We start from the raw sequence: 25,846 nt of genomic DNA, 5'->3' as shown, positions 1-25,846 counted from the left end.
GGGTGGCCGTAAGTCGCCCAGATCGCTCGGAGCGCGCCGCGGGCGTCGTGGTGCGCGGCGCCTCGATCGGTTAGGTGAAGATGCTGACGCCGCCCGGGCCCACGAGCAGCCCGACGATGATGAGGACGATGCCCCACAGGACCTGCCGGCGGAACAGCGCCAGGACGCCGGCAACCACGAGCACGACTGCGAGAATCCACAGAAGAAATTCCATGTCTGGTGAGGTACCCCCGGCCTCGCCGGCAGAAACCTCTACTCAGCCCAGCCGGAAGACGCTGTATGCCTGCTTGATGACCGGATGCGCGACGTTTCGCACGCGTACGCCGCCCGGTGTCGCGCCCCGCTCGCTGCCCGCGTGCGCGTGCCCGTGCACGGCCAGCGCGGTCGGCGCCGAGTCGATGGCCTGGCCCAGCAGGTACGAGCCGAGGAACGGGTAGATCTCCGGCGGCTCACCGGCCAGCGTGTCCGGTACCGGCGCGTAGTGGGTCAGCGCCACCCGCAGGTCGCAGTCGAGCTCGCGCAGCGCCGCGCCGAGCCGGTCGGCCACCGCGCTCGTGGTCCGGACGAACGCCTTCATCTCCGGTTCGCCGAACTCGCTCGCGCACCGCCCGGCGAACCCGCCGCCGAAGCCCTTCGCCCCGGCCACGCCGATCCGGCAGGTGGGCGTCTCCACGACCGTGCTGTCTCCCTCCAGGACGGTGATGCCGCCCTCGTCGGCGAGCACGTTCACCACCTTGTCGACCTGGTCGCAGTGGTAGTCGTGGTTGCCGAGCACGGCGACCACCGGCACGCCCACGTGGCCGAACTCCTGTGCCACGCAGCGCGCCTCGGCCTCGGTGCCGTGCCGGGTCAGGTCGCCGGCGAGCAGCAGCACGTCGGCCTGCTCGGCCAGCTGCTCCAGCGCCGGACGGAAGCGGCCGAGCACGTCCTGGTCCATGTGGACGTCGCCGACCGCCGCGATGCGAACCGGCGGGTCGTTTCGGTCGTTCACGGCAGGTCCTCCGGCTCGGTCGGTGCGTTCGCGCGGGTGATGCCGATGTCCACCCAGAGGGGTACGTCGGGGAAGTGCTCCTCGACCAGCCGCACGATCTCGTCCCGGCGGGCGGGGCTCTCCACCTCGCCAAAGAGGATCATCGTGTGCTCCCGGCGGGTCACCGATATGCCCTGCTCGGCGAGGCCCGCGTGCTCGGTCAACAGCCGTTGTACGGCCGCCTCCACGTACTCGTCGATCATGCGACCACCTCCAGGCGTTCGAGCAACAGGAGAAACGCCTCCGCGTACGGCGACTGCGCGGTCTCCTTGCGTACCCGGTCCCAGTCGATCTGCTCGCGCAGGGACCGGGCCAGCGGCAGGCCGCGGGTGAAGTCGCAGTAGTGCTCGGTGAAGCTCAGCAGCTTGTGGATCATCAGCTGGGTGGCGGTCACGCAGGGCATGACGATCGCGTCGACGACCCGGGGGACGGTGTCGGCGAGCGTCTCCTCGGTCACCGGCGTGTCCAGGGGGTGATGGATCAGGTCGACCATCCGGCCCTCGTCGTCGTAGACCTTGACCAGCCAGTCCTCCGGCGGACGCTCGGCCCGGAAACCGGTCGCCACCAACGCTTCCAGCGCCCGCTCCACGTCCTCCTGGCGGATCAGGAAGTCGACGTCGTGGTCGCCGGAGTGGCCGCCGTGCGCGTACACGGCGAAGCTGCCGCCGAGGGCGAAGGGGACCTCTGCCTGCTTCAGCGTGGCAGCGACACGCTTGAGTGTGACGAGCAGTCCATCATCGACGCCCATGAAGGCTCCTCAGGTAGTTCGCTCCGGGGGAGGCAGTACAGATACCCGGGTGGCAACCGGTTGACACGCCACGGCCTGGGTACGCACGCGCGCACGGACGGACCGGTGTGACCTCTGCCCCTTCATAGAGACACACCGGTCCGCCCGTGCGGCTCGCTCGCACGGCGAACCGCCGTCGAGCGTCTGTGGCGCGGCGACTGCCTGGGCGGCGTCTTTGCCTAGGCGGCGTCTTCGCCGAGGTGGCCGCGGAGCTTGGCGAGTGCCCGGGCCAGGAGCCGGGACACGTGCATCTGGGAGACGCCGATCTGGTCGGCGATCTGCGACTGGGTCATGTTGCCGTAGAAGCGGAGCGTCAGGATCTTCTGCTCGCGCTGGTCGAGCGCGGCCAGGGCCGGCCCGAGCGCGACCCGCAGCTCGGCGAGCTCGAACTCGCTGTCCTCGCTGCCGAGCATGTCGCCGAGCTCGGTGGCGCGGTCGCCGTCGCTGGTCGGCATGGAGAGCGACACCGCGTTGTACGCCCGGGCGCCTTCCAGCCCTTCCAGCACCTCTTCCTCGCTGATCCCGATGTGGCCGGCGATGTCGGCGACCGTCGGCGAGCGGCCGAGCGCCTGCAGCAGCGTGCTCGTCGCCTCGGAGATGCTCAGTCGCAGCTCCTGGAGGCGGCGGGGGACCCGGATGTCCCAGGTGCGGTCGCGGAAGTGACGCTTGATCTCACCGATGATGGTGGGAATCGCGTACGCCGCGAACTCGACACCCCGGTGCGGGTCGAACTTGTCCACCGCCTTGATCAGCCCGACCGTGGCGGTCTGGACCAGATCCTCGATCGGCTCGCCACGCCCCGCGAAGCGGTTGGCCAGGTGCTGCGCCAGCGGCAGCCACGACTCGATCACCTGGTCGCGCACCCTGGCCCGGGACGGGTGGTGCGCCGGCATCGAGGCCATCGTGGCCAGCAGGTCAGCGGCGTTATCGGTCACCTGGCGCTCGTCCAGGGGGGCATTGCTCTTCGTGCGGTGCACGTGGGTCGCGGTCATGGTGGTCCTCCCTGCACCTGTGTCCGGACTCGTGTCTGCGCTATCTATCTGTGCTGTCTCGCGTGCTGCCCGATCATGCAAAGGGGGCCTAACCGATCAGCTATCTCACCTTAGACCAAACGGTTCAGAGAAATCTAGCCGAAAGTACGATGTTGTGCTGCCCGGGTACCGTGGGTGATCGTGATCTACTCCAGGGTTCGGCCCACTGTCACCGGGCGGCCACGGGTTGTCGCACTGGTGGGCGTGGACGGGTCCGGCAAGACCACGCAGGCCCACCGGCTGGCCACCGCGTTGTCCGAGACCGGCCTCCCCGCGACCTACTGGCAGAACGCCGGTGGCCGTCGCTGGTTCGGCCGGTTGGCCAGGCGCCTCGGCCGGGGCAGCGACGCCCAGCGGCTGCTCGGCCGGGCGGGGCTGCTCCTGGTCGAGTCGGTGCTCCGCTGGCTCGCGATCGCCCGCGCCCTGCTCCGCTCCCGCCTGCGCGGCCGGGTCGCGGTCATGGACCGGTACGCGGTCTGCCAGTACGCGAGCATCCGCGCGCACGACGGCAGCCGGGTGGCCGAGTGGCTGGCCCGCCGGGCGTACGCGCTGTTTCCCCGGCCGGACGTGACCTTCTTCCTCGCGGTCGACCCCGCCGTGGCGGTGCACCGCATCGACCTGCGGGCCGAAGACCACGAGAGCGAGGAGTTCCTGGCCACGTCGACCGCCGCATACCGGTCACTGCCGGAATTCGCCACTTTCGTGGTGATCGACGCGAACGGTACGCCGGACGAGGTGGCCGCCCGGATCGGCGCGCACCTCGGCGCGCTCACCGGACCGACCTACGCCCGCCCGTAGACCGGGATCGCCGCCCCGCTGGTCGGTGCCGACTCGTCGCTGGCGAGAAAGCGGATCACCGTGGCGATCTCCGCCGGCGGTACCCACTGGGAGGTGTCCGCGTCCGGCCGGGACTCCCGGTTGGTCGGGGTGTCGATGACGCTCGGCAGCACCGTGTTGCAGCGCACGCCCCTGGCCTTGTACTCCACGGCCACCGCACTCGCGAACGCGAGCACCGCCGCCTTCGCGGTGACGTAGCCGGCGGCCCGCGGAAACGGGGAGACCGCCGCGCGGGAGGAGACGCAGACCACCGCACCGCCGCCGGCGGCCACGAGGTGCGGCAGCGCGGCCTGGGTGACGAGGTAGGTGGGGCGCAGGTTGAGCGCCAGAATCCGCTCGAAGTCCTCGATCGGCGTCTCGTGCACCAGCCCGCCCGACGCGAACCCGCCGACGAGGTTGACCACCGCCCGCAGCGGCGCCGCCGGGTCGCCGGCCGCGGTGGCCACCGCCGCCGCGACCGTCGCGGGATCGCTCACGTCCGCGGTCACGTAGATGGCGTCACCGCCGTGCGGCGGACGATTTCGGACGGGTACGACCGTGCGCCATCCCGCCGCGCGGAAGGCGGCCGTGACGGCACCGCCCAAACCTCCCGTGCCACCGGTGATCAGAACGGTGCGATCGGCCATTGCCACACCGTATCCCCACCGTCCCGCTACGCCGGCATGAACCGAACGTGTATCAGGAATGGCCCGCTCGGACGGCTGAAGCCGAGCGCCATGTCGGGGTCCGCGGCGTACCGTCGCAGATACCGAGGTCACGGTTGACGGTCCCACCTCTCTGAAAGTAAGTTTCATCCGTGGCGAAAACGACGAAGGTTTCCGCGACCCACGAGTCGAGCGGGCTGATCGTGCACATCAGCGGCCTGCTGCCGTCGCTGTCGCCCGCTGAGCAGCGCGTGGGGCGCCTCGTCGTGGCCGACCCGGCCGACGCCGCCCGGCGCACCATCACCGACCTCGCCACGGCCGCGGAGACCTCCGAGGCGACGGTGATCCGCTTCTGCCGTTCGGTCGGCATGGAGGGCTACCCGCAGCTGCGCATCCGGCTCGCCGCCGAGGCCGCGCGCCGGGTCGAGCCGCCGGACGCCCGGGTGGTGGGCGGCGACATCCCGCCCGGCGCCGACCTGGCCCAGATCATCGCGACGATCGCGTTCAACGACGCGCGCGCCGTGGAGGAGACCGCCGAGCAGCTCGACCCCGCCGTCTGCGAGCAGGTGGTCGACGCGATCAACGGGGCCGGCCGGGTCGACATCTACGGCGCCGCCGCCAGTGGCTTCGTCGCCTCCGACTTCCAGCAAAAGCTGCACCGGATCGGGCGCACCGCGTTCGCCTGGCCGGACGTGCACCTCGCGCTCACCTCGGCGGCGCTGCTCGGCAAGGGCGACGTGGCGATCGGCATCTCCCACTCCGGCACTACCTCGGACGTGGTCGAGGTGCTCCAGCAGGCCCGGGCGCGGGGCGCCACCACGGTCGCGCTGACCAACTTCCCCAGATCCCCGATCACCGAGGTGGCTGACTTCGTGCTCACCACGGCCGCGCGCGAGACCACGTACCGGTCCGGTGCGATGGCCAGCCGTCTGGCCCAGCTGACCGTCGTCGACTGCCTCTTCGTCGGCGTCGCGGCCCGCAACCGGACCAAGGCGCGCCGCGCGCTCGAGGTCACCGCCGAGGCCGTGCAGACCCACCGCGTGGGCGGGGCGCGGCGGTCCCGGTGACAGCGGAGGCGGACAGGCGGGCGGTCGTCCGGGTCGGCTCGCCGACCGAGCGCCGCAACCCGGACAGCGTCGACCTCGACCTGCTCTCCACCCGCGAGGTGGTCCGGGTCATCAACGACGCCGACCGCACCGTGCCGACGGCGGTGGCGGCGGTGCTCGACGAGATCGCGGCCGCCGTCGACCTGGCGGTCGCCGCGATCCGTTCCGGCCGCCGGGTGCACTACTTCGGCGCGGGTACCTCCGGGCGGCTCGGCGTGCTCGACGTGGCCGAGCTTCCGCCGACGTTCAACTCGCCGGAGGACTGGTTCTGCGCCCACCTCGCCGGCGGCACGGGTGCGGTGTTCCGGCCGGTCGAGGATGCCGAGGACGACGGCGAGGCCGGCGCGCGCGAGGCGGCCGAGTGCGTACGCGCCAGCGACCTCGTGGTGGGGCTGGCCGCCAGCGGGCGTACGCCGTACGTGCTGGGTGCCCTGCGCGCCGCCCGGACGGCGGGGGCCGGCACCGTACTGGTGACCGCCGACCCGGACGCGGCCGCTGCCGCCGAGGTGGACGTCTTCATCGGCGTGGACACCGGTCCGGAGGTGGTGAGCGGCTCCACCCGGATGAAGGCGGCGACCGCGCAAAAGCTGGTGCTGAACGCCTTCTCCACCGCGGTGATGGTGCGGCTCGGCCGGGTCTACTCCAACCTGATGGTCGACATGGTCGCCACCAACGCCAAGCTGCGCGGCCGGATGATCTCCATCCTGGAGGAGGCCACCGGGTACGGCGAGGAGGCCTGCCGCCGGGCGCTCGCCGGTGCCGACGGTGACCTGAAGGTCGCCCTCGTGGCGCTCGTCTCCGGCGCGAGCGTGGCGGAGGCGCGGGGCGCGCTGGCCCGCTCGACCGGCCAGGTGCGCGGCGCGCTCAGCCTGCTGGCGGACGGCCGGGCGTGACGCCGGTCACGGCTGGGATGGGCGCCGGGTAGGCCGGAGTTATGTGGGATGGCGTGCGGGGTAATCCTTGATCCGACAGTGAACCGGCGTCGGCGTACGTGCGTACTGTGAAGTGACGAGGATCGCAGACAGGTAGTGACCCGGATCGCTGCACATGATGGAGCCCGGATGTTGTCATTATTCGGGCGAAGTATGCGCAGTGGCCGCCCAATCCGCCACCGGGTCGGACCCCGAACGCCCTGATGAGGGCAGTGCACAGCAACTATGCACCGCGCTCTCAGCTAGTACTCAGGCATTCGTGACACTTTCGACTCAGCAGATGGAATCCCTTACGCGTCTCATCTGTTGTGTAGGTGTCAGCACCGCGGGGGATAGCGGAAGTTACGGGGGAGGGCTGATGGACGTGGGGACCGCAGGCAAGAGAGCAACAGGGGTGAACGAGGGGATCGTGAGCAACGTGGAAAGCAGCGTGGTGATGCGCACCGACGAGGTCGCCGAAGAGCGCGACCTGGTTGGCGTCTACCTACACGAGATCTCCCGGACGCCACTGCTCGACGCCGCTACCGAGGTCGATCTGTCGAAGGCCATCGAGGCCGGACTGTACGCCGAGCACCTGCTCGACGAGGGCGAGATCCCGAAGGGCGTGGGCCAGGAGGAGCTGGAGCGCATCGTCTTCGAGGGTGAGCGCGCCAAGGACCTGTTCATCCGGGCCAACCTCCGGCTGGTCGTCTCGATCGCCCGTCGCTACGTGCGGTCGGGCATGCCGATGCTCGACCTGATCCAGGAGGGCAACACCGGCCTGGTGCGCGCCGTGGAGAAGTTCGACTACGAGCGCGGTTTCAAGTTTTCGACCTACGCCACGTGGTGGATCCGCCAGGCCATCAGCCGGGCGATCGCCCAGCAGGAGCGCACCGTGCGGCTGCCGGTGCATCTGGTCGAAGACGTCAACCGGATGCGTAACGTGGCTCGCCAGCTCACCCGCGAGCTCGGCTCCGACCCGGAGCCGGAGCAGATCGCGGTGGCGCTGGGCGTGCCGGTGGAGCGGGTGCACGAGCTGGTCCGCTGGTCGCAGGACACCGTGTCGCTGGACACGCCGGTCGGCGACGACGGCGACACCAACCTGGGCGACCTGGTGGCCGACAGCGACGCGCCGTCGCCCGAGGAGGTCGTGCTGACCGCCCTCGAGCGGCAGCGGATCGAGGGCCTGCTCAATCACCTCGACGACCGGTCGGCCGGCATCATGCGGGCCCGCTACGGCCTGGAGGACGGGCGCGAGCACTCGCTCACCGAGGTCGCCTCGCGCTTTTCGCTCTCCCGCGAGCGGATCCGCCAGCTGGAGATCCAGGCGCTGGGCCGGCTGCGCGAGCTGGCTCGGGCCGAGGGCCTGCAGGCCGCCTGACACACACCCCACCATCTGCCCGCTGAGCGGCCGGTGTCCGGATCGGACACCGGCCGCTCGCCTGTCTACGCGGCCACCGGCACCGCCTCCGGCTGCCAGCTCCGGGCGGTGCGCACGTAGTAGGCCCACCAGCCGATCGACGACCCATACGCCTCCCGCAGCTCGGCCGGACTGGGCGGAGGGTCGCCGTACACCGCGCGGGCGGCGTCTTCGAACTGGGGCATGCCCAGCGGGGCCCCGTCGGGGCGGCCGAGCACGCGCAGCAGCAGGGCGTGCGCGGTGAACGGGCCGACGCCTGGCAGGCCGAGCAGCGCCTTGCGCACCTCCTCGTACGCCCCGGTGCGCAGCCACTGCTCGTCGAGCCCGGCCACGCCCTCGACCACCTCGCGCAGCCGGCGGGCGCGCAGCCGGTTGCCCGCGAAGCGGACCAGCTCGGCCTCGTCCCGGGCGGCGACCATGGCGAGCGAGGGGAAGGCGACGTGCTCCACGCCGTCGACCGTCAGGGAGGGCCCGAACTCGGCGGCGAGCCGGCGCTTGCGGGCCGCCGCGTACCACTGGGTGCTCCGCTGGACCAGCGCGAAGTAGACCGCGCCCTCGGCGAGCGAGGAGAAGCGGACCTGGTGCAGCCCGTGCGCGGCGCGCAGCAGCGTGGCCATGGCCGGGTCGCGGCCGGCGACGTCGAGGAAGGCGGAGAGGTCGTCGTCGAGGCCGAGCCACTGCGCGACGGCCCGGTGCACCGCCGCCCGCTCGGTGGGCAAGAGATGGCGGTCGGCGTGGAGGGTGAGCGCGACCCCCGGCCGGTCGGCGGCGGGACCGATGTCGGCGACCACCGCCTCGGCGCCGAGCAGGAACGCCTTGCGCACCCGGCCGCCGCTGATCACGTGGCCGCCGGCGCAGGGCGCGAACCCGGCGAGAGCGCGCAGGGACAGATCGAACGAGAACGGCTCGCGGGCCGCCAGGATGACTTCGCTCATGCGTTAGACGGTGGACCCGCGGTACGACACTTCCCGCCGGCCCACCACCCCGTCGATCAGGGGATTTGACGCCGATCGAGGGCTAGCGGCCGTGAGTCGTCAGGGACTCGCCGGCTGCCCGCCCTCGATCGGCGTATTCGAAGATTTTTCCTGGGGTGGCTTCAGCGGACCCGGCCGTAGCCGTACGGGCTCATCATGTCGACCGAGGCGAGCTTGACCGACTCGCCGAACGTCGGCGCGTGGATCACCTTGCCCCCGCCGACGTAAATGGCGACGTGCCCGAGGCCGCTGTAGAAGACGAGGTCGCCGGCCTGGAGCGAGCCGCGGCCGATGTGCGCGACCACGTCCCACTGCATGGCGGCGTTGTGTGGCAGCGTCTTTCCGGCCGCCCGCCACGCGGCGAGCGTGAGGCCGGAGCAGTCGTACCCGTCGGGGCCCTCGGCGGCCCAGACGTAGGGCGTGCCGATCGCGTTGTACGCGAACCGCACCGCTACGCCCGCCTTACCGGAGATCGAGGGGATCGACCCGGTGTACCCGCCGCTGGACGAGGTGGCCGAGCCGTACGCCTTCTCCCGCATCTCGTACAGCTTGTCGAGCTCGGCCTCGATCTTCTTCTTGCCGGCCGCCAGCTCCTTGAGCTGCGCGGTCTGCTTGGCCTGGGTGGCCTCGAGCTTCGCCTTCTCCTCGGTGTACTGGCGCTCGGTCGCGGTGAACCCCTCAAGCTGCCGCTTGCGGTCCCGCGCGAGCTGGTCGAGGACGCCCAGCCGGTCGGCCAGCGATCCGCTGCCGTCGAGCAGCGCGCTCGCGGTGCCCACCTGGCCGGTCCGGTATGCCACCGCCGCCATCGTGCCCACCTCGGCGTCCGCCTTGGCGAGCTGGGCCTCCAGCGGCCCCATCTTGGCGGCGAGCGCGGCGGAGGCGGTCTTGGTCTGCTTGAGCTGCTCGTTGAGCTTGTTGTACGACTCGACGACCTTCTCGAGCTCGGTCGACGCCTTGTTGATCTGCTCCGTCAGCTCGCTCGGCGACGGCTCGGCCTGTGCGGCCGCGGCCGGTACGGTCAGCCCGATGCCGAGGCCGACCAGCACGAGCGCGCGGAGCAGCTTCCGCGCGGAAGACAAACGGTGAACCCTTCTTCCCCAACGCCACCGACCGGGTGAGCGAGCTTGCGAGCGAACCGTCAAGCTCAGGAGCCTGCGCTGGCGGCGGCTCGTCGCGAAGCGACGTCAGCTGACGGATCCGGGCGGGAAGATCGCCCTACCGGACCGCCGCTCAGGCGGCCGCGGATTCACCCCAGTGCACAGGGTGGGTCCCCGATTCGCTGACGGAGTGTGACCGTCGAGCGATGTGGTGGCACCGGACCGGCGTCACCCGGGGGGAGTGACTGACGACCAGACCAGCGGCTCCAACCTAGCGGCGGAGCCGGTCGGACGAAAGTGGCCGCTGGGTGACTTGTGACTGACACCCGCCAATGGGGCGAATGTCTGAGTCACTCTAAGTGGTTAGGTCGTTCATGTGGGCCGGTGGGCCGTACGGGGGACGGGCGATTTGTCGGTCTACGCGTTACGTGGGCGACGGCGCGGACAAATGGGGCGTGCGGCCCCGAAAGCCCCGCGATGCGGCTAGGCGACCCCTGCCAATCTGCCAGGTGGCTGATTGCGCCCCTTCCCTCGACTAGATGGCATCTCGCACAATGGCACTAGGCCCTTGAGGGTTTGCTGAAGCGGCACCGGAGCGAGAAAGACGATCGGCACCTGGCTGCCACCAGGTGCCGATCTCAAAACCCACCACACCAGCCCGCCTCACGAGCCGTAGGAGGCATGACGTGCAGACTACTCGCTACCCCGCGCGGTCACCAGCAGCACAGTCCGTAACGCCGGTAGACGTAACAACCACGAAACCACCCGCACCGCTCTACCAGCAGCCCGGCATCGTCGTGACCCGCGACTGGTTCATCGTCGGCGGTCGGCGGTTTCCGGTCGGCGAGCTGCACCACCTGCACACGGCCCGGGGCCCGGCGCATCAGCTCACCGTTCGGTCGGTGACGGTGACCGCGATCGTGCTGGCCGCCATCGGGATCACGCTCGGCATGACCACCGAGCTCAACCACCTGAGTGCCCAGACCTACCTGGCGCTCACGGCGGTGGCGTTCGTCCCGTTCCTAGTGGCGACGATCGGCCACCGCCTGCGCCCCCGGGCCTACGAGCTCTGGGGCGAGTTCCGGGGGATGACGGTGCTGCTCTTCAGCAGCGACGAGGAGCGGCAGTACGGCCAGGTCACCCGGGCGCTGCTTCGCGCACGCGAGGCCTACAAGCTCGGCGGGCTGGCCGAGCCCCTGGTCTCGATGAACATCTACCGCATGACCCAGTAACCGAATACTTCGTCCCCAGTTCGGGCCGCCGCGCGGCAAAGCGGAGACAACGGACGAGGGGCGCAGGTGGGGCCGGGGGGCCACACCGATCGTGGGCGGGCTCAGTCGAGTTCGCCCACGATCCGTTTGATCATGTCCTGGGTCTCGGCCGGGCTGAGCGCCATCTCGCGCAGCCGGTCGAACTCGTGCCGGTACGGCCCGACCAGGTCGGGCTGGTCGACCACGTCGTCGCCGAGGCCGTTCTCCAGGTACATCACGGCGTCGTCGGTCGGGTCGGGAAACTCCAGGATCGCGAACGGGTTGGGAAAGCCGTCGACGCCGGCGGCGAATGGGAGCACCTGGATCGTGATGTTGGGCTCGCCGCAGAGCGCGACCAGCCGCTCCAGCTGCTCCCGCTTGGTCCGCGGGTCGCTGGCGATGCGGCGTACGACCGCCTCGTCGATCACGGCGGTGATGTGCGGCGGGTCCTCCTTGCCCAGCACCTCGCGCTGGCGGGCGAGCCGGACCGCCACCTGGCTCTGCTCGTCGGTGCCGGACTGGCCGCGGCGCACCGCCTTCGCCGCGTACGCCTCGGTCTGGAAGAGCGCGGGCAGCTTGGTGGGCGTGTAGCAGAGCACCGACGAGGTCTCCGCCTCCAGCCCGATGTACGCCGTGTACGGCGCGGGAAGGGCACCCGCGTACGACGACCACCAGCGGCGCGCCCGGGACGAGCGGGCCAAGCCGACGAGCTCGTCGACCCGGGGCTTGTCGGCCACCCCGTACAGCCGGAGGAGGGCACGCGCGTCGATAGGCGAGACGCCCACCGCTCCGGACTCGATCCGGATGATCTTCGAGAGGGACCAGTCCATCTCCTGGGCGACCTGGTCCTGCGTGAAGCCCGCTGCCTCACGCGCCGCGCGCAATGCGGACCGCAACCGTCGCCGACCAACGGTGGGCCCATATGTCGCAGTCATGCCGCCACTCCTGCGTTGTTTGCGTCGCTCAGCCGAGCTGGCCGGCAACCTTGGTGATCTTTGCGAGGGACTCGTGAGGGTCGAGTGACATCTCGCGCATTCGCTCGAAGGTCTGTCGGTAGGCCGCCACGTCCGTGGGGCGGTCGAGCACGTCCTGCGCCAGCACACCTTCCAGGTAGACGACGTCGCTGTCGTCTTCGTCGGGGAACCGGAGTATCACGAACGGGCCTTGCGGCGCGTAGTCGCCGACGGTGAACGGGAGCACGTGGATCGTCACCCGGGGCATCCGGCTCACGTCCGCCAGGTGGAGCAGCTGCTCCCGCAGCACCTCTGGGCCGCCGGTCTGCCGGTGCAGCGCGGCCTCGTCGAGCACGACGTCGATGTCCGGCCGGCCCGGGCGGTCGAACACCTCCTTTTGCCGCCGCATCCGGATCGCGTGCCGCTCCTCGATCTGCTCCGCGTCCATCGTGTCGCCCACGGTCGTGGAGGCCGCGGTGACGGCGGCCCGCGCGTAGGACTCGGTCTGCAGGAGCCCGGGAACGCCGGAGGGCTGGAAGAAGGAAAGCCTGGACGCCTCCGCCTCGAGCCCGATGTACGCCGCGTACGCGCTCGGGAGGGTGTCCTTGTACTGCGACCACCAGGTGCGGCGCCGGGAGACCCGGGCCAGCTCGACCATCTCCTCGATCTGCTGCTGGTCGGTCAGCCGGTAGTGCCCGAGCAGCGCCTTGACGTCGTTGGTCGAGATGGAGACCGAGCCGGCCTCGATCCGGATCAGCTTGGAGAGCGACCAGTCCATCGCCGCGGCCACCTGCTCCTGGGTGAGCCCGGCGGCGTCACGCGCCCGACGCAGTGCGGACCGCAGCCGGCGCCGGCCGACCGTAGGCCCATGCACCGTCGTCATCGGCGACCTTCCCTGGCTGCGCGCATCCCGCGCCCACGATGTGTCACCGTGCAGTCGACCCGTCCGTGCAGAGAATGATCTGTGCAGAATGCCACCTGGCTAGACGCGACCTGCCATTTAGCTAGTCTTGTGAAGGCTACACCTGCCCTGCTAGCTTTTCCAGCATCGCGCCGCGGGGCGCCCGGGCATCCGTCAAAGGGGCCCGGTTGATGTTCGGTTGGCGATGCGGATTCGGCCGTAAGTGCGGCGGTTTGGGCACATGAGTCCGCTCTTCATGCGCTACAGTGTGGCGTCACGGCGCTCTGCCGCGACGTTTGCGGCTGCTTAAGAGGAGCACCGGATGGCCCAGACACATTCCGTCGCCGACGCGTGGCGGAAGAGCGCTCGCTGCGAGACGCACAACTGCGTCGAAGTAGCCGAGCGCGCCGACGCGGTTGCTATTCGCAACAGCTCGGTCCCGGACGCCCAGTTGGCTTTCGCCCACCCGGCGTGGGCAGCGTTCATCAGCGGCGTTCGCGCAGGTCAGTTCGACCTTCAATAGGGTCCGGTTCCCCGGGTCTCTCCGCCCGGGGAGCTCTCCTCGGCACCTCGCGAGGGCATCCACGACGGATGCCCTTTTTTGTTGTTCACGGGTTTCGTGACAGCCTGTGGCACATTGGTAGCGGCGGGGAGGTCATTCATTCATGTACGCCCTCCTTTCTGTGGATGCCTCGGCATGAAACATTTGATAGCAGCGCGAGTGCGGGGCGGTGCCGTCATGGCCGGCGCGTACCAGCCCGCGGAGGGGCAGGTTGCCGTGGCGGATGGACCGACGAACTGGCGTAAGAGCGGGCAGTGCGAATCGCAGAACTGTGTCGAGGTGGCCTTGGACAAGGCTCACGTCGCGATCCGCGACTCCGCGTCGCCGGACGGGCCGTTCATCGAGGTCACCGCGACAGCATGGAGAGCGTTCTGCGCGGCGGTGCGGGAGGGCGAGCTCAGGCGCTGACGGCGACCGGCTCGCGCGCCCAGCGGGTCACCACCCGCTCGGCGTAGAAGGAGAGGAACGGGATCGTGCCCGCGAGCATGACCAGCAGCATGCGGCGCAGCCCCCAGCGGGTGCGGCGGGCCAGGTCGAAGACGGCCACCAGGTAGATCATGTAGAGGAAGCCGTGCGCGGGGCCCACCGTCTCTACGACCGCCGGCTCGTCCCAGATGTACTTCAGTGGCATGCCGACCACGACGAGCAGGATCAGCACCACGCCCACGACGTACGCGATGGCGCGGTAGCGCAGCAGGGCTCCCCCCACGGTCAACTCCTCCAGTCACCCGGGATAGTCGGCGGGCCGGGCGTCCGGGTGCTCGTTGAGCCAGGCCAGGTAGTGGTTGTACGCCGCGAGCTCCGGGTCGCCGCCGTCCTCGTACCCGATGGGTCGCCGCGCGGTGCGCACGGGGCGGCGGAAGGCGGTGGCCGCCGTGGCGGGTGCGCCCGCCGGGGCCGGTGAGACCGGCGCGGCGGGTGAGTCGCGGAGGGTCTTGTCGCGGACGGTGAGGCGCACCTCGCGCACCCAGATGAACACCACGAACGCGGCGAACACCGGCCACTCGAACGCATACGCCCAGCTGAGCGTATTGCCACCGGCGGCTCGGCTGATCTGCCACCAGCCGAGGGCGAGGAAGCCGCCCACGAGCCCGACCGCGAGCACGTGGCGGGCGATCCACCCTGGTGTCCACAGCCGCCTCATACGCCCGAGAGTACCGGCGAGGGTTTGGCCGGCTCCGCTCCGGGCAACGGTGGGGAGTATGAGTGGACCAGCGCAGTACGCGGACGCCTCGGCGGCGGACCTCGACACCGGGGTGGACCCGGCCGAACTCACCGACGACGACCTGATCCGGGAGATGTCCAGCCTGCACCGGACCCGCCTGGACACGCTGCGGCACGGCTCCGACGCCGCGCTCGCCAACCACCTGCGGCGCACGGCCGAGCTGGAGACCGAGTACCTCACCCGGTACCCCGGGCGCGAGGTCGACCCCGGTCGCCTGCGCGACTGAAAGACGACACGTCACCACTGCGCCGCCGCCGGGGCGGACGGATGTGTGTGTGCGGGAAGCTCTGGAGCTGCCCCGTCTGTGCTCCCTTGGGTTGGGCTTGCCCCGCGAGGCCGGCAGCGGAGGCCGGGGATCCCGGCGACCGCCGGCCGCAGCGGCGCCCGTGGGAAAGCACCCCGAGAAAACGCTCCGCTGCGCTCCACGTTTCCCCGGGGACCCGCGCAAACGGCCCACAGCTGAAGCGGACCGGGGCAAATCATGTCTGAAGACGGTGATCGTGGTATTTCAGTGCCCCTCTGGGGGCACTCAGGTACCACGATCTGATTCCGCGACCGATGTGGATCACCAGTCAGCTGTCGGCGTGCCGGCGCGCAAGCTACTAGCTGTGCCCTGTGTGGCGCGGGCCACTTCAGGCCCCGGAACACCATGTGGGGGTGGGCCGTTGAGATGACTGTCGGTGTGTCCAGTGTCCCCGGGCCTCACCTAATTGCCTTCGCGGAATACCGTTCGGCCGGAGCCGCGTCGTGCCACTCGCCGAGAGGCGACCTGCACACCGACGCCTAGCGCCGCCCGGTGGCCATTCCACCGGGCGGCGCTTTTTGGCACCGGCTTCCGGGCGCTCCGGCGGGTCCCGCCGGCCCCGCTGGGAGCGTCCCACCGCGCCTCCGGAACGGTCCGACCGCGCATCCCGCTCCGCCCGAGCGAGCCCTACCGCGCGGGAGGCGGCGCGGTCGGGGTGCCGGCGACCCCGGTGCTGGTCCGGATCACCACCAGGCCGCCGTCGATGGTGCGGCCGGCGGGTTCGGTGCGGGCGACCGAGCCGGCCGGGCACGCCGACGCGACCGGCTCGGGGTTTGTCTCCACCCGGAACCCCTGATTCTCCAATGTGGACTTCGCCGCGTCGACCGGCTGGCAGGTGACGTCCGGGATCGAGCGCTGCTCGCCGTACGCCAGTTTTTCACTCGGCCGCGGGAAGTCCTGCGGCTGCTTGCCCCGCACGATGTCGGCGAGCGTCTCGTACACGGCGGGGTTGACGATGTCGTGGCTCATGTTCGCCGTGGTCTCCGGCCAGTCCGGGTCGGCCAGGATGCCGGCGACCGCCATCGACCGGGTGGTGACGACCAGCGACGCGGTGCGCTTGCTGTCGGTGGTACCGGTCTTGCCGGCGATCGGCTGCCCGATGGCCGCCTTCGCGGCCGCCGAGGTGGAGCCGTGGCACTCGCCGAACGCGGACTGGTCACCGACCGGGCAGCGCGCGGCGTCGACGGCGGCCCGTGCCACCTCGCGGTCGACCGCCTGGTCGCAGCGGGGGTTGGCGACGTCCAGCTGCTTGCCGTCGATGTCCTTGATCTGCTGTACCGGGATCGGCTCGCAGTGCTTGCCGTCCGCGGCGAGGGTGGCGTACGCGTTGGCGAGGTCCAGCGGTGTCGTGCCGGAGACGCCGAGCGTGAACGAGCCCCAGCCGTCAGCGGCCGCCCGGTTGTTCGCCATGTCGAGGTCCTGCTGGGAGAGGAAGCGGATGCCGAGCCGCTTCGCCACGTTCACCGCGTTCGCCGCGCCGGCCAGCTCCTCCAGCGGTACGAAGTAGGTGTTGACCGACTTGCCGAAACCGGTCCAGGCGTTGTGCATACCGGCGAGGCTGGCGCTGCTGTTGCCCGGGCACCACTGGTCGGTGCCGGGGCAGGCCGCGTCGCCGGAGGCGCCGTGGTACTTCGACGGGTACCGCTGCGGGGCGTTGATGGAGTAGTCCAGCGGGTATCCCTTCTCCAGCGCCGCCACGAGCGTAAACATCTTGAACGTCGAGCCGGCCTGGTAGCCGCTACCCCCGGTCAGCAGCGGGTTGGTGGTGTTCGGGTACGTGCCCCGCTGCCCGGACTTGCCGGGGTTGGAGGAGGGCTTGTTGGCGGAGCTGTCGAGCTTGAAGACCCGGTTGGTGGCGAGCGCCCGCACCCGGCCGCTGCCCGGCTCGACCGCGGCGACCATCAGCGCGTGCTTGTCACCGGTCTTGAGCCGCTGCTCCACGTTGTCCCGGGCGGACTTCTGCGCCTTCGGGTCGAGCGTGGTCACGACGCGGTAGCCGCCGCCGTTCAGCCGCCGCTCCCGGTCGTACGCCGTGGGGCCGAACGCCTCCTGCTCCAGCCACCACCGCCGGAAGTAGTCACAGAAGAAGCCCCAGTCGTTGGGCTTGGTGGCGGTGCAGCCGTTCGGCGGGCGCTTGCCCCGGACCGTGAGCTTCTGCTTCTTGGCGGCCTCGCCCTCGGCGGCGGTGATCGCCTTGATCTCCACCATCTGGCCGATCACCCAGTCGCGCCGGCCCAGCGCGCGCTCCTTGCCGTCGGGGTCGAGCGGGTCGTAGTACGTCGGCGACCGCACCAGGCTGGCCATGAGGGCGGCGTCGGCGATGGTGAGGTCCTTCGGCTGCTTGCCGAAGTAGAACTGGCTGGCCGCGTAGACGCCGTACGTGCTGTGGCCGAACGGGGCGAGGTTGAGGTAGCGGGTCAGGATCTCGCCCTTGGAGAACTTCTTCTCCGCCTGCAGCGCCAGCCGCGCCTCCCGGATCTTGCGGGCGGTGGTGTCCTCGCCGGCCTTCACCGCGTCGGCGTGGGTGGGCGCGGTGTACGTGACCGACATCCGCACGAACTGCATCGTGAGCGTGGAAGCCCCCTGCTGCGCGCCGCCGGAGCTGTTGTTGAGCGCGGCCCGGGCGATGCCCTTGGCGTCCACGCCCTTGTGCACGTAGAAGTTGTGGTCCTCGGCCGCGATGATCGCCTCGCGCATCGGCTCGGCGATCTGCGCGAACGTGACGTCGTGCCGGTTTTCGTCCCAGAAGCGGGAGATCAGCGTCTTGCCGTCGGCGGCGTACACCTCGGTGGCCTGCGGCGCCCTGGTGGTGGTGAGCTCGCTCGGCAGCGCCTCGAACGACTCGGCGCCGGCCTTGGCGGCCAGGCCGGAGGCGGCGATCGCCGGAAACATCGCGGCCGCGACGACGAGGCCGGCGAGGAGGCCGCACAGCACCAGCGTCCCGAGGTTGACCAGGGCGTGGCGGCGGCGCCCGTCGGGGGCACGCCCGGCGGAGAAGCTCAGCAGGGGTTCGGTCACTTCTGCAAGACGTACAAAGATGAGGTATGGGTTGCTGGCGGGAGGAATCTTCACAGCACTTTCACGAGTGCGTACGGCGATCCTGGCAATTCACCTCCTTCGGAGTATCTCGGTCATACGCTCCCCCCATGATTGGAACGATTCTCTGGGCCATCATCGGTGGCGCCATCGTGGGCATGCTGGGCCGGCTGCTGCTGCCCGGCAGGCAGAACATCTCGGTGTGGCTGACGATCGGCGTCGGCATCGCGGCGGCGCTGCTCGGCGGTGTGATCGCCGACTGGCTCGGCGTCGGCGACACCAGGGGCATCGACTGGATCCGGCACGCCATCCAGATCGCGCTCGCCGTGCTCTTCGTCTGGCTCGCCGCCCGCTTCATGGGCTCCAGCGAGCGCCGCAGAACCGCGTGAACAAAGCTCCCCGCACGTTGCTGGAACAGCTTGGGGGGAGCTTTGATCGCGGAAGTCAGCGGTGGGCCGTGGCGAGCCCTTCCAGTACCTCGACCGTCGTGTCCCAGCCCATGCAGGCGTCGGTGATCGACTGGCCGTACGCGAGGGCGCGGGTCGGGTCGAGGTCCTGCCGCCCCGGTACCAGGAACGACTCGAGCATGACCCCGACGATGCCGCGCTGGCCGGCGGCGAGCTGGGCGGAGACGTCCTGCGCCACCACCGGCTGGCGGGTGTGGTCCTTGCCGCTGTTGTCATGGCTGGCGTCGACGATCAGCCGCTCCGGCAGCCCGGCCGCGCGCAGCAGGTCGAGCGCGCCGGCCACGTCCTCGGCGCCGTAGTTCGGCAGGCCCCGCCCGCCGCGCAGCACGAGGTGGCAGTCGCTGTTGCCGCGAGTGTGCAGGATCGCCGGGGTGCCGGAGAAGTCGATGCCGGGAAACACGTGCGGCACCGCCGCGGCCCGGATCGCGTCGACGGCCGTGGCGATGGCGCCGTCCGGCCGGTTCTTCATGCCGATCGGCATGGACAGGCCCGAGGCGAGCTGGCGGTGCACCTGGCTCTCCACCGTGCGGGCGCCGATCGCGCCCCAGGAGACGGTGTCGGCGATGTACTGCGGGGTGATCGGGTCGAGGAACTCGCAGCCCACCGGCAGCCCCTTGGCGAGCACCTGGAGCAACAGCGAGCGGGCGGTACGCAGGCCGGTGTTGACGTCGCCCGAGCCGTCCAGGCCGGGGTCGTTGATGAGCCCCTTCCAGCCCACGGTCGAGCGAGGCTTCTCGAAGTAGACCCGCATCACGATCAGCAGGTCGTCGGCGAGCCGGGCGGCCGTCTCGGCGAGCCGGTCCGCGTACTCGAGGGCGGCCACGGGGTCGTGCACCGAACACGGGCCGACGACGACCATCAGGCGGTCGTCCTCCCGGTCCAGCACGCGGGCGACGGCACGCCGACCATCGACCACCGCGGCCGAGAGATCGTCGTCCAGGGGCAGCTCGTGGTGGAGCAGCGCGGGGGTCATCAGCGGGACGACCTTGTCGATCCGCTGGTCGCTGACCCGCTGCACACTCGGGAGAGTCACGGAGGTTCCTTTCGCCAGCCACCCCGGGGCCGGCGTCCCGGGGCCGAAGCCGGCTCTGCGTCGTCGTTACACGCGAAAGGGCAGGAGCGCTCTCCTGCCCTGGCCGGCTCTGGCGGTGGTGACCTAGGTCATGTGCTCATGCCTCAGCCGCCGGCGCCAGGGCCGGCCAACTAAAGCACACATACCATCGGGTCACGCCGGGATCATATCGCATTGCCGGAACCTCAACGGAGCTTCCACCGACGTTCACCTCGCGGGCGTGCCCTTCGACACCGATCGATAAATACGTTTCCGGCATGGATCGTCGCACTGTGCTACGCGCCACCGTGATCGGCGCGGGGACCGCCGCCTTCTCCGGAAGCCTCTGGTCGGCCGCCTTCGCCGCCCCCGCCCAGCCCGGCCCGAGCCCGTACGGCGGGCTGCGCGCCGCCGACGCCAACGGCGTACAGCTGCCGGCCGGCTTCACCAGCCGGATCGTCGCCCGCTCCCGGCAGGCGGTGGCCGGGTACACCTGGCACGACGCCCCGGACGGCGGCGCCTGCTTCGTGACCGGCGCCGGCTGGGTGTACGTCTCCAACTCCGAGATCTCCGCCACCGGCGGGGCCTCGGCCCTGCGGTTCAACGCGGACGGCAGCATCGCCTCGGCGTACCGGATCCTGGCCAACACCAACCGCAACTGCGCCGGCGGCGCCACCCCGTGGGGGACCTGGCTCTCCTGCGAGGAGGCCGACCTCGGGTACGTGTACGAGACGTACCCGCTGGGCGGGACCGCGGCGGTGCGCCGGCCGGCGATGGGGCGCTTCACCCACGAGGCGGCCGCCGCCGACCCGGACCGGCGGGTGATCTACCTCACCGAGGACGAGACGAACGGCTGCTTCTACCGCTTCCGCCCCACCACCTGGGGCAACCTCTCGGCCGGCACGCTCGAGGTGCTGGTCGCCGGCTCGGCCACCAGCGGGCCGGTGAGCTGGGCGCCGGTGCCCGACCCGGACGGCAGCCCCACCCGCACCCGGAGCCAGGTCTCCGGCGCCAAGCGGTTCAACGGCGGTGAGGGCTGCTACTACGCCGACGGCGTCTGCTGGTTTACCACCAAGGGCGACAACCGGGTGTGGGCGTACGACGCGGTCAACCAGCGGATCGACCTCGCGTACGACGACTCGCTGGTGACCGGCACGGCCCCGCTGACCGGGGTGGACAACATCACCGGTTCGGGCTCGGGCGACCTCTTCGTCGCCGAGGACGGCGGCAACATGGAGATCAACATCATCACGCCGGCCGGGGTGGTGGCACCGTTCATCCGCCTCTCCGGGCAGTCCGGCTCGGAGATCACCGGGCCGGCCTTCTCGCCGGACGGCACGAGGCTCTACTTCTCCTCGCAGCGCGGCACCTCCGGCTCCTCCTCCGGCGGCATCACCTACGAGGTGCGCGGCCCGTTCAGATCGTGATTCATAGATAGATTTGCCCCGGTCCGCTTCACCGGCGGACCGTATGCTCCCGCGGGCAGCGCTCCGGTCGGGGCTCGGCGTCGCTGACTCTCGCCGACCCCCGATCCTCCGCTGCCGGCCCCGCGGGACCAGCCCGACCCGCTCCGCCTGTCGCGGGCGCCGGATCCGGAAAACGGCAACCCGACCCGGAATGGTCCAAGTGATATTGCACAATTGGCGGTGCGCTGTTCGTCAACTCCGCCGCGTACGACCGGATCGAAGTAGATCTAGAACATCTAGGGCTGATATCGCGCCCTAAACGTTCTAGATCCACATTCGCCAGCGGGCAACGCCGGCATCCGATAGCAGCCGTACGTCGATGTCGCTCTATAGCCGATCGCTTGGGTGGGGATTGACGCCGGGCCCGAGCCAATTACGCGGACGGCCTGGAGGGGCACCGCCGGCGGGCGCGCAGACGGGGCAGCTCGATAGGTAGCCGATGACTACACATGGGCGTGCGGGTGCGGACGGCGAAGCGGAGGCCGGGGAGTCCGGCGAGCGGGGGAAGCGACCCAAGAATCCGCAAGGGGCCTCAGGCGAGTGGGAACTCGTCGAAGAGCACGGCTGGGGACGTCGGGTGGCGGGTGTCGTGGCGGTACGAGCGCACCACGCCCGCCGCCGAGTCGAGCAGGGTGAAGACGGTCACCTCGTTGCTGGCGACGAAGGGCAGCGGCACCCCGTCCGGGCGCACGAACGGGGCCACCGTCGGCACGATCGGCTGGAGCCCGCCCGGGTCGCCCTGGAGCACGTAGTCCGGCGGGTACCAGCGGGTCATGCCCGACGTCACGTCGTACGCGCCGTAGCTGTTGCCCACATTGGACGTCTCCAGCCAGTGCACGCCGGCCGCGTTCCGGAAGCGGTTCCAGACGTGCGAGTGTCCATTGAGGACAAGGTGGACGCCGGCCGCGGAGAGCAGTGGCTCCACGTCGCGCAGGATGTAGTCGCCGGCGAGCGGGTACTCGTACCGGATCGACTTCGGGCCGACGACCTGGACCGGATCGGTGTACGGCGGCACCGAGTGGTTGCCCAGCCCGTGGCTCGGGTGGTGAAACATCACCACCCGGTAGCGGGCCGACCGCGCGGCCGGCGAAGCGAGCTCGGCCGCCAGGAACGCGAACTGGGGCGAGCCGCGCTTGATCGGCTCGAAGATGAACTGCCCGTACCCCCAGCGGTCGGGGTTGTCGACGTCTTCGAGCGCCTCCTGGAACTTGCCCCGCCCCTCCAGCCGCGGCGAGCGCCACACCTGGGTGGCGAAGAGGCAGATCACGTGCACGTCGCCGATCGAGCGGGACCACCAGCGCTGGTCGCCGGAGTCGCTGCGCGGGTACGGGAACATCTCCCGGTACGTGGTGATGTCCCACGCGCCCGGCTGCGGGTCGTTGAACTGCGCGTCCAGCGTCGCGCTCTCCGACCAGCGCCCCATCACCTCGTGGTTGCCGATCGCCGGGTAGATCGGCGAGTGCGCCAGGATCCGCTCGAACGTGCGGAAGAACGGCGGCTCGGCGCTGCTGTCGAACCACTCGCTGGCCCGGTCCGGCGCGTTGACCATGTCGCCCGCCATCAGCACGCCGTCGAACGCCACTCCCGCCGTCTCGGCCACCTTCGCCAGGTTGGCCGGCACCATCGGCTTGAGCTGGTGGTCGCTGGTGAGCAGCAGCCGCACCGGGCGGTCCGGGGGCGGCGCCGGGGCGAGCGTGTACGCGGCGGTGACGGTGCCGCCGGAGACCACCCGGTACGGCGTGCGCCCGCCGGGCAGCCCGGTGACGGTGGCCAGGTGCCGGTGCACCGCGCGGCGGGTGACGACCGGGTACTCCCGGCCGGGTACCGCCGACTCCTGGTCCTCCCGGGTGCGGGACAGCTCGACGGTGTCGGCGCTGAAGCGGCGCCATCCCTGGCCCGCGCCGGCCGGGCCGGTGGCGGCGGCGCGCGCCTCGTCGCCGGTCATGGTCGCCACCGCCGGACCGGCGAGCACCGCGTGCTGGGAGCCGGGCCCCTCGGTGTGCCAGACGACGTGGATGCCGTCGGCTGTCGGATCGAGCAGGTACGGCTCACACAGCATGCCCGTAGTATCCGTCCCGGCTCCCGGGGCGCGAGGTGCCGGGATCCACACGTGCGTTCCGCAACAGATCCGCTACCGTCGAGCGCATGTCGCCGACCGGCTACCCGTGGCCCATCGAAACCGCCCGCCTCGACAACGGCCTGCGGGTCGTGGTCAGCGAAGACCGCACCGCGCCCGTCGTGGCCGTCAATATCTGGTACGACGTGGGGTCGCGGCACGAGCCGGACGGCCAGACCGGGTTCGCCCACCTCTTCGAGCACCTGATGTTCGAGGGCTCGGAGCACGTGGCCAAGACCGAGCACATGCGGCTGGTCCAGGGCGCCGGCGGCTCGCTCAACGCGACCACCAACCCGGACCGCACCAACTACTTCGAGACCGTGCCGGCCGAGCATCTGGAGCTGGCGCTGTGGCTCGAGGCCGACCGGATGGGCGGGCTGGTGCCGGCGCTGACCCAGCAGACGCTCGACAACCAGCGCGAGGTGGTCAAGAACGAGCGGCGCCAGCGGTACGACAACGTGCCGTACGGGGATGCCTGGCTGCGCCTGCTGCCGCTGCTCTACCCGCCCGGCCACCCGTACCACCACGCCACGATCGGCTCGATGGCCGACCTCAACGCGGCCGACCTGCCCACGTTCGCCGCGTTCCACACCACGTACTACGCGCCGAACAACGCGGTGCTCTCCGTGGTCGGCGACGTGGTGCCGGCCGACGTGTTCGCGCTCGCGGAGAAGTACTTCGGCGGCCTCCCGTCCCGCCCCGACATCCCGCCCGCGCCGGACGGCACCCGCCCCGCGCCGCCCACCGGCCCGGTGCGCGAGGACGTCGTCGGCGACGTGCCCGCCCCGCGGATCTACCTGGCGCACCGCACCCACGCGTTCGGCTCACCGGGGTACGACGCGGTCACCGTGCTCGCCACGATCCTCGGCACCGGCCGGGGCAGCCGGCTGTACCAGCGGCTCGCCGACGGGGCGCGGCTGGCCCAGCCGGACTACGTCTCCGCGTACGGCGTCGACCTCGCGCACGCGCCGGCGCCGCTCATCGTGACCGCGACCGCCCGCGACGGCGTGGCCGCCGCCGACCTGGAGGCCGGGCTGGCCGAGGTGGTCGACGGGCTGGCCGGCGGGGTCGGCCAGGAGGAGCTCGACCGGGCCAAGGCGCTGCTGGCCACCGCGTGGTGGCGGCAGGTGTCCACAGTGGCGGGTCGGGCGGACGTGCTGAGCCGGTACGCCACCCAGTTCGGCGATCCGGCCCGCGCGGGGGAGCGGCTGCCGGCCTGGCAGGCGGTCACGCTCGACGCCGTGGCCGAGGTCGCCGCCGAGCTGCACCCGTCGCGCCGGGTCACCCTTTCCTACCTCACGGAGGAGAAGCCCGCATGAGCCTCGTCACCGAGCGTCCTGGGCCGGGCGCGGCCCGCCCGTACCGCTTTCCCGAGGTCGTCCGCCGCGACGGCGTGGTCGCCGCCCACCTGCCCGGCCAGGCCCTGGCCGTCGCGATCCTGCTGCTGGACGCCGGCGCCGGCCGCGAGCCGGCCGGCCGGGAGGGGATCGCCGCCGTCCTGGCCAAGGCCCTGGAGGAGGGTACGGCCAAGCGCGACTCCGCGGCCTACGCGCTCGCGCTGGAGAGCCTGGGCGCGGAGCTGTTCACCAACGTCGACTGGGACTCGTTCCGGATCGGCGTGCAGGCACCGGTCGACCGGCTGCCGGCGGCGGTGGCGCTGCTCGCCGAGGCGGCCCGCACCCCGCGCCTGGACCCGGCCGACGTGGCCCGGGTCCGCGACGACGAGGCCGCCGCCCTGCGGATGGACTGGGCCGACCCCGGGCCGCGCGCGGAGGCCGCGCTCCGGGCCGACATCTTCGGCCGGGACCGGCGGCACGGGCGCCCGCTGCACGGCGACCCCGACTCGGTCGCCGGGGTGGGCGTCGACGACGTGGTCGAGTACCACCGCACCTGGCTCGGCCAGCCCGGCACGCTGCTGGTCGCCGGCGACCTGACGAGCGTCGACCTGGGCGCGCTCGGCGCGGCCGCCTTCGCCGGTGCGGGCGAACCGGTCGCGGGGGCGGGCGGGCCGCTGCCGATCGAACCGCGTACCGACCGGCGGGTCGTGCTGGTCGACCGGCCCGGCTCGGTGCAGTCGACGCTGCGGCTGGGGCATGCCGCACCGCACCGGGCACACCCGGACTACGTGCTGATGACGCTGGCCGCCACGGTGCTCGGCGGGGCGTTCACGTCCCGGCTCAACCACCTGATCCGCGAGGTGCGCGGGTACACGTACGGCATCCGCGCCGAGTTCGGCCAGTCCAAGCGCTTCGGGCGGCTGCTGGTCAGCTCGGGCGTGCAGACGGCGGTGACCGTGCCGGCGCTGGTCGACACCGTGGGCGAGGTCTCCCGTACGGCGGTCGAGGGCGTCACCGAACCGGAGCTGGCGGTGGCCCGGTCCTGGCGGGCCGGGCAGCTCTCGGTCGACCTGCAGACGCCGGGCGCGATCGCCGGCGCCCTGGCCACGCTGGTGGTGCACAACCTGCCGGACGACTACCACGCCAACCTGCGCGCGGCCCTGCTCGCCGCCGACGAGGCGACGGTCTCCGAGGCGGCCGCCAAGCACCTCAACCCGCACGGCCTCACGCTGGTGGTCGAGGGCGACGCCGCCGTGATCCGCGACGAGCTGGTCGCCTCCGGCCTGGGCGAGGTGGTCGACGCCCAGCTCTGACCTGGGCTTTCAGGCCCGTTCGCAAGAA

27 protein-coding genes are annotated in these 25,846 nt (G+C 71.1%); 12 read left to right on the top strand and 15 right to left on the bottom strand.

The window, feature by feature from the left end:
- Nucleotides 1-70: 70 nt before the first annotated feature.
- The 5 genes from RB614_RS25275 to RB614_RS25255 all read right to left on the bottom strand — a co-directional run bounded on the left by RB614_RS25275 (nucleotide 71) and on the right by RB614_RS25255 (nucleotide 2,809).
- Nucleotides 71-214, bottom strand: a complete 144-nt coding sequence (locus tag RB614_RS25275; RefSeq protein ID WP_173041606.1) for a GPGG-motif small membrane protein — start codon at nucleotides 212-214, stop codon at nucleotides 71-73.
- A gap of 42 nt (nucleotides 215-256) precedes the next feature.
- Complete coding sequence (locus RB614_RS25270) at nucleotides 257-991, bottom strand: metallophosphoesterase family protein (protein ID WP_308715109.1); 735 nt, start codon at nucleotides 989-991, stop codon at nucleotides 257-259.
- A complete protein-coding gene (locus tag RB614_RS25265) occupies nucleotides 988-1,233 on the bottom strand; it encodes a hypothetical protein (protein WP_308715108.1) in 246 nt (81 codons plus the stop codon). The genes RB614_RS25270 and RB614_RS25265 overlap by 4 nt, the downstream gene beginning before the upstream one ends.
- A complete protein-coding gene (locus RB614_RS25260; protein ID WP_308715107.1) occupies nucleotides 1,230-1,778 on the bottom strand; it encodes a nucleotidyltransferase in 549 nt (182 codons plus the stop codon). Before RB614_RS25260 ends, RB614_RS25265 begins: the two co-directional genes overlap by 4 nt.
- Nucleotides 1,779-1,996: 218 nt before the next feature.
- On the bottom strand, nucleotides 1,997-2,809 hold the full coding sequence (locus RB614_RS25255) for a SigB/SigF/SigG family RNA polymerase sigma factor (protein ID WP_428983109.1): 813 nt from the start codon (nucleotides 2,807-2,809) through the stop codon (nucleotides 1,997-1,999).
- A gap of 180 nt (nucleotides 2,810-2,989) precedes the next feature.
- On the opposite strand from RB614_RS25255, the gene RB614_RS25250 reads away from it, so the two are divergent.
- Entirely contained in the window at nucleotides 2,990-3,646 is a 657-nt protein-coding gene (locus RB614_RS25250) for a dTMP kinase (RefSeq protein WP_428983108.1), read from the top strand.
- Here RB614_RS25250 and RB614_RS25245 read toward each other — a convergent pair.
- Nucleotides 3,631-4,311 carry an SDR family NAD(P)-dependent oxidoreductase gene (locus tag RB614_RS25245; RefSeq protein ID WP_308715106.1) on the bottom strand — a complete coding sequence of 227 codons (681 nt, stop codon included), beginning with the start codon at nucleotides 4,309-4,311 and terminating at the stop codon, nucleotides 3,631-3,633. The two genes, RB614_RS25250 and RB614_RS25245, sit on opposite strands and share 16 nt — an antisense overlap.
- A 170-nt stretch (nucleotides 4,312-4,481) precedes the next feature.
- On the opposite strand from RB614_RS25245, the gene RB614_RS25240 reads away from it, so the two are divergent.
- The 3 genes from RB614_RS25240 (at nucleotide 4,482) to RB614_RS25230 (ending at nucleotide 7,727) form a co-directional block, all read left to right on the top strand.
- The gene (locus RB614_RS25240) at nucleotides 4,482-5,396 is read left to right on the top strand and encodes a MurR/RpiR family transcriptional regulator (protein WP_308715105.1); all 915 of its coding nucleotides are present in this window, start codon (nucleotides 4,482-4,484) and stop codon (nucleotides 5,394-5,396) included.
- Nucleotides 5,393-6,328, top strand: coding sequence for an N-acetylmuramic acid 6-phosphate etherase (gene murQ / locus RB614_RS25235; protein WP_308715104.1), 936 nt, complete (start codon nucleotides 5,393-5,395; stop codon nucleotides 6,326-6,328). The genes RB614_RS25240 and murQ overlap by 4 nt, the downstream gene beginning before the upstream one ends.
- A 397-nt stretch (nucleotides 6,329-6,725) precedes the next feature.
- Entirely contained in the window at nucleotides 6,726-7,727 is a 1,002-nt protein-coding gene (locus tag RB614_RS25230) for a sigma-70 family RNA polymerase sigma factor (RefSeq protein ID WP_308715103.1), read from the top strand.
- Between the two features lie 65 nt (nucleotides 7,728-7,792).
- On the opposite strand, the gene RB614_RS25225 is transcribed toward RB614_RS25230, so the two are convergent.
- Together RB614_RS25225 and RB614_RS25220 are read right to left on the bottom strand one after the other, a co-directional pair.
- Nucleotides 7,793-8,701, bottom strand: a complete 909-nt coding sequence (locus RB614_RS25225; RefSeq protein ID WP_308715102.1) for a DNA-3-methyladenine glycosylase family protein — start codon at nucleotides 8,699-8,701, stop codon at nucleotides 7,793-7,795.
- 161 nt (nucleotides 8,702-8,862) lie between these two features.
- A complete protein-coding gene (locus RB614_RS25220; RefSeq protein ID WP_308715101.1) occupies nucleotides 8,863-9,819 on the bottom strand; it encodes a C40 family peptidase in 957 nt (318 codons plus the stop codon).
- A 704-nt stretch (nucleotides 9,820-10,523) separates the two neighbouring features.
- Between RB614_RS25220 and RB614_RS25215 the strand changes: the two genes are divergently transcribed.
- Nucleotides 10,524-11,069 (top strand): DUF6232 family protein, encoded by a 546-nt coding sequence (locus RB614_RS25215; RefSeq protein ID WP_308715100.1) that lies wholly within the window; start codon nucleotides 10,524-10,526, stop codon nucleotides 11,067-11,069.
- Between the two features lie 101 nt (nucleotides 11,070-11,170).
- Here the strand turns inward: RB614_RS25215 and RB614_RS25210 are convergent, their stop codons facing one another.
- Nucleotides 11,171-12,022 (bottom strand): helix-turn-helix domain-containing protein, encoded by an 852-nt coding sequence (locus tag RB614_RS25210; RefSeq protein WP_308715099.1) that lies wholly within the window; start codon nucleotides 12,020-12,022, stop codon nucleotides 11,171-11,173.
- 28 nt (nucleotides 12,023-12,050) lie between these two features.
- Complete coding sequence (locus tag RB614_RS25205) at nucleotides 12,051-12,923, bottom strand: helix-turn-helix domain-containing protein (protein ID WP_308715098.1); 873 nt, start codon at nucleotides 12,921-12,923, stop codon at nucleotides 12,051-12,053.
- Between the two features lie 340 nt (nucleotides 12,924-13,263).
- Between RB614_RS25205 and RB614_RS25200 the strand changes: the two genes are divergently transcribed.
- Complete coding sequence (locus RB614_RS25200; RefSeq protein ID WP_308715097.1) at nucleotides 13,264-13,464, top strand: DUF397 domain-containing protein; 201 nt, start codon at nucleotides 13,264-13,266, stop codon at nucleotides 13,462-13,464.
- A 174-nt stretch (nucleotides 13,465-13,638) separates the two neighbouring features.
- A complete protein-coding gene (locus tag RB614_RS25195) occupies nucleotides 13,639-13,911 on the top strand; it encodes a DUF397 domain-containing protein (protein WP_308715096.1) in 273 nt (90 codons plus the stop codon).
- Here RB614_RS25195 and RB614_RS25190 read toward each other — a convergent pair.
- Together RB614_RS25190 and RB614_RS25185 are read right to left on the bottom strand one after the other, a co-directional pair.
- Complete coding sequence (locus tag RB614_RS25190; RefSeq protein ID WP_308715095.1) at nucleotides 13,901-14,212, bottom strand: DUF3817 domain-containing protein; 312 nt, start codon at nucleotides 14,210-14,212, stop codon at nucleotides 13,901-13,903. The two genes, RB614_RS25195 and RB614_RS25190, sit on opposite strands and share 11 nt — an antisense overlap.
- Nucleotides 14,213-14,227: 15 nt before the next feature.
- Nucleotides 14,228-14,647 carry a hypothetical protein gene (locus tag RB614_RS25185; protein WP_308715094.1) on the bottom strand — a complete coding sequence of 140 codons (420 nt, stop codon included), beginning with the start codon at nucleotides 14,645-14,647 and terminating at the stop codon, nucleotides 14,228-14,230.
- Between the two features lie 58 nt (nucleotides 14,648-14,705).
- On the opposite strand from RB614_RS25185, the gene RB614_RS25180 reads away from it, so the two are divergent.
- A complete protein-coding gene (locus RB614_RS25180; RefSeq protein WP_308715093.1) occupies nucleotides 14,706-14,954 on the top strand; it encodes a DUF6158 family protein in 249 nt (82 codons plus the stop codon).
- A gap of 705 nt (nucleotides 14,955-15,659) precedes the next feature.
- Here the strand turns inward: RB614_RS25180 and RB614_RS25175 are convergent.
- On the bottom strand, nucleotides 15,660-18,050 hold the full coding sequence (locus RB614_RS25175; RefSeq protein ID WP_308715092.1) for a penicillin-binding protein: 2,391 nt from the start codon (nucleotides 18,048-18,050) through the stop codon (nucleotides 15,660-15,662).
- 128 nt (nucleotides 18,051-18,178) lie between these two features.
- On the opposite strand from RB614_RS25175, the gene RB614_RS25170 reads away from it, so the two are divergent.
- Nucleotides 18,179-18,457 (top strand): GlsB/YeaQ/YmgE family stress response membrane protein, encoded by a 279-nt coding sequence (locus RB614_RS25170; protein ID WP_308715091.1) that lies wholly within the window; start codon nucleotides 18,179-18,181, stop codon nucleotides 18,455-18,457.
- Nucleotides 18,458-18,512: 55 nt separating this feature from the next.
- On the opposite strand, the gene RB614_RS25165 is transcribed toward RB614_RS25170, so the two are convergent.
- Entirely contained in the window at nucleotides 18,513-19,568 is a 1,056-nt protein-coding gene (locus tag RB614_RS25165) for a 3-deoxy-7-phosphoheptulonate synthase (protein ID WP_308715090.1), read from the bottom strand.
- Between the two features lie 296 nt (nucleotides 19,569-19,864).
- Between RB614_RS25165 and RB614_RS25160 the strand changes: the two genes are divergently transcribed.
- Entirely contained in the window at nucleotides 19,865-21,013 is a 1,149-nt protein-coding gene (locus RB614_RS25160; RefSeq protein WP_308715089.1) for an alkaline phosphatase PhoX, read from the top strand.
- Between the two features lie 571 nt (nucleotides 21,014-21,584).
- On the opposite strand, the gene RB614_RS25155 is transcribed toward RB614_RS25160, so the two are convergent.
- Entirely contained in the window at nucleotides 21,585-23,111 is a 1,527-nt protein-coding gene (locus RB614_RS25155; RefSeq protein WP_308715088.1) for a metallophosphoesterase family protein, read from the bottom strand.
- Nucleotides 23,112-23,197: 86 nt separating this feature from the next.
- Between RB614_RS25155 and RB614_RS25150 the strand changes: the two genes are divergently transcribed.
- Together RB614_RS25150 and RB614_RS25145 are read left to right on the top strand one after the other, a co-directional pair.
- Entirely contained in the window at nucleotides 23,198-24,487 is a 1,290-nt protein-coding gene (locus RB614_RS25150) for a M16 family metallopeptidase (protein ID WP_308715087.1), read from the top strand.
- Nucleotides 24,484-25,818 carry a M16 family metallopeptidase gene (locus RB614_RS25145; protein WP_308715086.1) on the top strand — a complete coding sequence of 445 codons (1,335 nt, stop codon included), beginning with the start codon at nucleotides 24,484-24,486 and terminating at the stop codon, nucleotides 25,816-25,818. Before RB614_RS25150 ends, RB614_RS25145 begins: the two co-directional genes overlap by 4 nt.
- The last annotated feature ends 28 nt before the right edge of the window (nucleotides 25,819-25,846 follow it).

Origin of the sequence: Phytohabitans maris, from assembly GCF_031085175.1 — a bacterium.
Classification (GTDB): Bacteria; Actinomycetota; Actinomycetes; order Mycobacteriales; family Micromonosporaceae; genus Phytohabitans; species Phytohabitans maris.
The sequence above is the reverse complement of the archived record's forward strand: the minus strand, read 5'-3'. Positions and strand labels throughout refer to the sequence as shown.

What these genes read in the sequence shown, in the direction of transcription:
- RB614_RS25275 (WP_173041606.1), bottom strand. Translation starts at nt 214, where the DNA reads ATGGAATTTCTTCTGTGGATTCTCGCAGTCGTGCTCGTGGTTGCCGGC.
- RB614_RS25265 (WP_308715108.1), bottom strand. Translation starts at nt 1,233, where the DNA reads ATGATCGACGAGTACGTGGAGGCGGCCGTACAACGGCTGTTGACCGAG.
- RB614_RS25260 (WP_308715107.1), bottom strand. Translation starts at nt 1,778, where the DNA reads ATGGGCGTCGATGATGGACTGCTCGTCACACTCAAGCGTGTCGCTGCC.
- RB614_RS25255 (WP_428983109.1), bottom strand. Translation starts at nt 2,809, where the DNA reads ATGACCGCGACCCACGTGCACCGCACGAAGAGCAATGCCCCCCTGGAC.
- RB614_RS25245 (WP_308715106.1), bottom strand. Translation starts at nt 4,311, where the DNA reads ATGGCCGATCGCACCGTTCTGATCACCGGTGGCACGGGAGGTTTGGGC.
- RB614_RS25230 (WP_308715103.1), top strand. Translation starts at nt 6,726, where the DNA reads ATGGACGTGGGGACCGCAGGCAAGAGAGCAACAGGGGTGAACGAGGGG.
- RB614_RS25225 (WP_308715102.1), bottom strand. Translation starts at nt 8,701, where the DNA reads ATGAGCGAAGTCATCCTGGCGGCCCGCGAGCCGTTCTCGTTCGATCTG.
- RB614_RS25210 (WP_308715099.1), bottom strand. Translation starts at nt 12,022, where the DNA reads ATGACTGCGACATATGGGCCCACCGTTGGTCGGCGACGGTTGCGGTCC.
- RB614_RS25205 (WP_308715098.1), bottom strand. Translation starts at nt 12,923, where the DNA reads ATGACGACGGTGCATGGGCCTACGGTCGGCCGGCGCCGGCTGCGGTCC.
- RB614_RS25200 (WP_308715097.1), top strand. Translation starts at nt 13,264, where the DNA reads ATGGCCCAGACACATTCCGTCGCCGACGCGTGGCGGAAGAGCGCTCGC.
- RB614_RS25195 (WP_308715096.1), top strand. Translation starts at nt 13,639, where the DNA reads ATGAAACATTTGATAGCAGCGCGAGTGCGGGGCGGTGCCGTCATGGCC.
- RB614_RS25185 (WP_308715094.1), bottom strand. Translation starts at nt 14,647, where the DNA reads ATGAGGCGGCTGTGGACACCAGGGTGGATCGCCCGCCACGTGCTCGCG.
- RB614_RS25180 (WP_308715093.1), top strand. Translation starts at nt 14,706, where the DNA reads ATGAGTGGACCAGCGCAGTACGCGGACGCCTCGGCGGCGGACCTCGAC.
- RB614_RS25170 (WP_308715091.1), top strand. Translation starts at nt 18,179, where the DNA reads ATGATTGGAACGATTCTCTGGGCCATCATCGGTGGCGCCATCGTGGGC.
- RB614_RS25160 (WP_308715089.1), top strand. Translation starts at nt 19,865, where the DNA reads ATGGATCGTCGCACTGTGCTACGCGCCACCGTGATCGGCGCGGGGACC.
- RB614_RS25155 (WP_308715088.1), bottom strand. Translation starts at nt 23,111, where the DNA reads ATGCTGTGTGAGCCGTACCTGCTCGATCCGACAGCCGACGGCATCCAC.
- RB614_RS25150 (WP_308715087.1), top strand. Translation starts at nt 23,198, where the DNA reads ATGTCGCCGACCGGCTACCCGTGGCCCATCGAAACCGCCCGCCTCGAC.
- RB614_RS25145 (WP_308715086.1), top strand. Translation starts at nt 24,484, where the DNA reads ATGAGCCTCGTCACCGAGCGTCCTGGGCCGGGCGCGGCCCGCCCGTAC.